Source organism: Fructobacillus broussonetiae, assembly GCF_018437275.1.
GTDB classification, from domain to species: domain Bacteria; phylum Bacillota; class Bacilli; order Lactobacillales; family Lactobacillaceae; genus Fructobacillus; species Fructobacillus broussonetiae.
This window is the reverse complement of sequence record NZ_JAAMFK010000009.1, coordinates 1-4,032: the sequence shown is the minus strand read 5'-3', so window position 1 is coordinate 4,032 and position 4,032 is coordinate 1. Positions and strand designations below refer to the sequence as shown.

Sequence of the window (4,032 nt, the reverse complement as noted above, 5' to 3'; positions counted from 1 at the left end):
TTTTTTTGCCCAAAAATCCATTTGATTTCCTTTCCTATTTATAAATTGTTCCATTTTCGTTGGCTTGATTTACCAAAAAATTAACCAAACCAGACTTTGTCATACCTGTTTTCTTTGCTAATAATTCCAAACTTGCATTTGTATCTTCAGGCAAAGAAAGAGTAATTTTCTTTTTTTTCACATTTACCATATTTAACTCCGTTCATACATACTTACATTAGAAGTATATCATACATAAAAATATTTACAAAGTATGTATTATATACATACGGTTTTTTTATATATCCTCATAAACGCCTACAAATCAAGGGTTCACATTGAACGTTGCACTCATGGGGGGTGTCGTAGTACCCCCATGAGTGAGCCGCCTGTGGTGGCTCACTCCCCAGAAGATAAATAACACCAAATGGGGCTCTGCCCCAAACCCCGACCTCAAACCCCGAAATAGCTGTACCTTAGGTTAAATAATCCCTACTTGTCGGTTAGCAACCCTAACACCTACAATCGCTTACCAGTCGCCTTATAGGCTCCATTCACGCTCTTTTAAGGTGTTAATACGGGTAGCACCGACGACGTACGAAATTATTTAACTAAACCAGGGTGTTTCAAAAAAGTGTAGTGATTCCCATTTATGACCCGAACCAGCTATCTTAGCTAATCCTTGTCCTTTAGAAAACTCACGAACTGGCATTTCAAACCCTGGTACAAGATATTGACGCTCTGTTGCAGAATTAGCAGCACCACCAAGCATGATAACAGCATCCGAGCAATTAACACGAGCTAAAGACGGCAAAAATCCTTCCTTAGTAGCAAATTGACTAATTGCAATCACATGTATACCAGTACTAGCACCGGTAGCTGTGAGCTTGTTAATTGCCGATTGCCAACGTTTCTGGAGTTTTTTTTCAATTTCTAAACCAGCATTGAGATTACCAAGTTCATCAAAGAATAAACCTACATCAAACATATTTGGCATTTCAAGATACTTATCTTTATTAGCTTGGTTAATCTGGTCTAACCGCTCTTCCATAACAGAAACCCAATACTCAGCTCGTTCTACAATTTTAGCAATATCAGAAACACCATTGAATTTCTTTACATACCGGTCAAATTTGGCAGAATTATATTCTACTTGCCAACCCTGTTCAATCATTAAGGGAGCTAAATATCCACCTGCAAAAACTGATTTACCAGACCGAGTGCGGGCAATCAAAGACAAGTGAGCAGTAACGTCAGCATGCCAAATCAAATCAGTAGCAATCCGCAAACAGTGCTTATCAGCACTAGCGAATTGACTGATCGACTGGTCATCCTTAATAATCAGCCTATGAGACATATTTACATCTTCAAAATTGAAAAGCATATAACTATCATCTGGACTTAATTCTGAAGAGACAACAGCATACTTTTTTAACTTACCGTTGAAAATTCCACTAACTTTCTGCTCATATTTTTCTTTATCAAGCTGGTCAAAATTAGCAATATTTTCAATTGCAACAAAACCAGTTGATAAACTTTCATCTAAGTATACATAGACAGATGGCATCTCATATCCATATCGAGTTTTATTTGAAAATCCCAAAACATCAATTAAATTTTTATCTGAAAAACAAGCGTTAATTTTTTTCACAATCTTTTTAGCCTCATTAGAAGTAGGCTTCAAGTGATAAGTACTCTTATTATCTCTTACTGAATATCCGTAATTTAGAACAGCTAAATTCACAAGAAAAACTATTAAAATTAATGAATACACTACCCTATCTAAAATAAAAATATTAGCTGATTTGAGAAGATTAGTTAATAAATAATATCCAATTGTAAAAATCGAAATAACAAAAATACCAAGCCACCCGACTTGATAAATTTGTAATCGACTATCATCTGCTTTTATGATTCGCCTGTATTTGGTCACTTCTTAACCTCTTGAACAGAATCCGCTGCATACCAACCTGTACCGTTCTGTAAAGAACCACCACGCAAATTATTAAAAGCAAGAACCATTCCAAAACGTACATCAAATTTCTGATTTACCTTAACAGACAACTCATAATTGTTTTTATTATCAACAACAGAATAACGATACTTACCATCAGGAGTTTTCTCAACAATTCCAGTGCTAATAGCCCCATATACAGGGATTATATCCGTTGTATATTCTTTACCTGTTTTTTCCGATATCATTGTAATCTCTTGGGTATCCTTCCCAAGAACTTGGGACAAAGTTCGCGTCCATTGCGGTTTAGCCATAACTAATTACCTTCCTTCTTCAAAAGCGCCGTATTCAAGATTAACTTATCTTCATCATCTAAATAAATTGAGCCAAAACTAAATTTATCATCCTTTTTAAATCCAATCTTATTTAACAATAAAGGCTGATAATGCAATGATTGGACCAAAGATCCAATCAAATTAGGATGCTCATGTTTTCCAATATTTTCTAGCTTAAATACAAAATCGACTGACGATATACCGGCATAATTATTCACATTTACATCTACTAATATTGCTTTATCAAACCGAGGTTCAAGTTCACTAACAAAATTCTGAAATGTATCTTCGTAAACTACACTTCCTAAAAATTCCTGTTCCATGCTATTTAATTTCCTTTATTATTCTGGACAACCTCATGTTGCCTTCTATACTTATATTATACCATAATAAAAGAACATAAAAAATTTTTTTGTTCTTTTAAAAAACCTTTTTTAAAGCGACATAAAAGCATTTATTGATAATGTCTAAATTTTAAAAGAACTTTTTCGTTGTTTTAAACAAACAAAAATGATATAATTAATTATAGAAAAAGGAGAGCTTAAAAAAATGAGTAGACCCGAAAAACGAAAAGAAAAGATAGATGGAAAAACATATGGAACAGCAAAATATTATGCTGAAATTGCTCATGTATCACCACAAACGGCAAGAAGACACTTAAAAGAATCTGAAATTTCAGGACTTGGTAGAAATCCAGAACTATATCCAATCGACGAATTGCGAGCTTTAAGCCAAAACTACGAGCAGAAAAAAGCTACATCAAAAAAATATATTCAATATATAAAAGACGTTGACGAACAAAGACAAAAGATGTTGCAAAATTTTTCTCAACATTCAAAAATCGAAGAAGAACGAGATTATACTCAAGAAGAAATTAACTTAGCCGTCAAAAATCAAAGTAAAACAGTAGAACGATTATTACGAGCGATCTTGTATAATCAAGGTTTTACATTTGATGATGAAGAATTGACAGAAGACATTACAAAGCTAGCCATAAATAATTTGAATTACGAAGATTTAACAGCCAGTCAATTTAACGAAAATAAAGTGATAGAAAAAAGATTAAACAAACCAAACAGCTATTTAAAGCCAATAAAAAAGGACTGAATTTAATCAGTCCTTTTTCTTTTCCCAATTATCTTGGTGTTTTAATCGCCAAACACCATCAATCATTTTATTAATTGCAAGTGTATTGTGATTAATTGCCACGCTAAACCAATCATCTGACTTTTCAATACATGTTATTAAGAAATCAGCATAATTCATAACATCATTATCATAAATATATTGAACCATATCTTTCATAACTGTTAACCGATTAGTTGCTGTCATCTCAAAATATGAAGCTACATCAGCACCTGAATGCCCCACAATTTCATCAATTGAATACTGATATTTTTCAGGATTATCCATATGAATAAAATAGCGAACCATACCACGAGATGAGCCAACCTTTTGAGGAATCGGAGCATTCAATGGTTTAATAATTTTCTGAACAGCCTGATACGTAATCGGTCCATCAGAACTCAAAAGAATATGACGATGTGGTTTTTTCTTTTCTCCATCAGGATTAACATCTTTATCATGCAAAGGACTTTCAACCCAACGCATATGAGTATCATCTAAAATATCACGCCAATTTTTAGGTGCGGATTCTGGATATATGATAAAAGACCAATCACGACCTTTTTGAATCTTGTTATCTGTCATGTGTTATAATCTCAAATAGATAGGACGTTCTCTTTGCGGGAGATGTCTTTTTTT

General features: G+C 33.5%; 6 protein-coding genes. 1 reads left to right on the top strand and 5 read right to left on the bottom strand.

Features of this window, described 5'->3' with window-relative positions; translation table 11 throughout:
• Positions 1-34 precede the first annotated feature (34 nt).
• From G6R29_RS06085 to G6R29_RS06070, 4 genes are all read right to left on the bottom strand, one after another.
• Positions 35-190, bottom strand: coding sequence for a ribbon-helix-helix domain-containing protein (locus G6R29_RS06085; RefSeq protein ID WP_213809468.1), 156 nt, complete (start codon positions 188-190; stop codon positions 35-37).
• A 396-nt stretch (positions 191-586) separates the two neighbouring features.
• Positions 587-1,912 (bottom strand): cell division protein FtsK, encoded by a 1,326-nt coding sequence (locus tag G6R29_RS06080; RefSeq protein ID WP_338017268.1) that lies wholly within the window; start codon positions 1,910-1,912, stop codon positions 587-589.
• Positions 1,909-2,247 (bottom strand): hypothetical protein, encoded by a 339-nt coding sequence (locus tag G6R29_RS06075; protein WP_213809467.1) that lies wholly within the window; start codon positions 2,245-2,247, stop codon positions 1,909-1,911. The genes G6R29_RS06080 and G6R29_RS06075 overlap by 4 nt, the downstream gene beginning before the upstream one ends.
• Positions 2,248-2,249: 2 nt before the next feature.
• On the bottom strand, positions 2,250-2,591 hold the full coding sequence (locus tag G6R29_RS06070; protein WP_213809466.1) for a hypothetical protein: 342 nt from the start codon (positions 2,589-2,591) through the stop codon (positions 2,250-2,252).
• 226 nt (positions 2,592-2,817) lie between these two features.
• Between G6R29_RS06070 and G6R29_RS06065 the strand changes: the two genes are divergently transcribed.
• Positions 2,818-3,375 (top strand): hypothetical protein, encoded by a 558-nt coding sequence (locus G6R29_RS06065; RefSeq protein ID WP_213809465.1) that lies wholly within the window; start codon positions 2,818-2,820, stop codon positions 3,373-3,375.
• Positions 3,376-3,381: 6 nt separating this feature from the next.
• Here G6R29_RS06065 and G6R29_RS06060 read toward each other — a convergent pair whose 3' ends face one another.
• The gene (locus G6R29_RS06060; protein ID WP_213809464.1) at positions 3,382-3,978 is read right to left on the bottom strand and encodes a replication protein; all 597 of its coding nucleotides are present in this window, start codon (positions 3,976-3,978) and stop codon (positions 3,382-3,384) included.
• Positions 3,979-4,032: the final 54 nt, after the last annotated feature.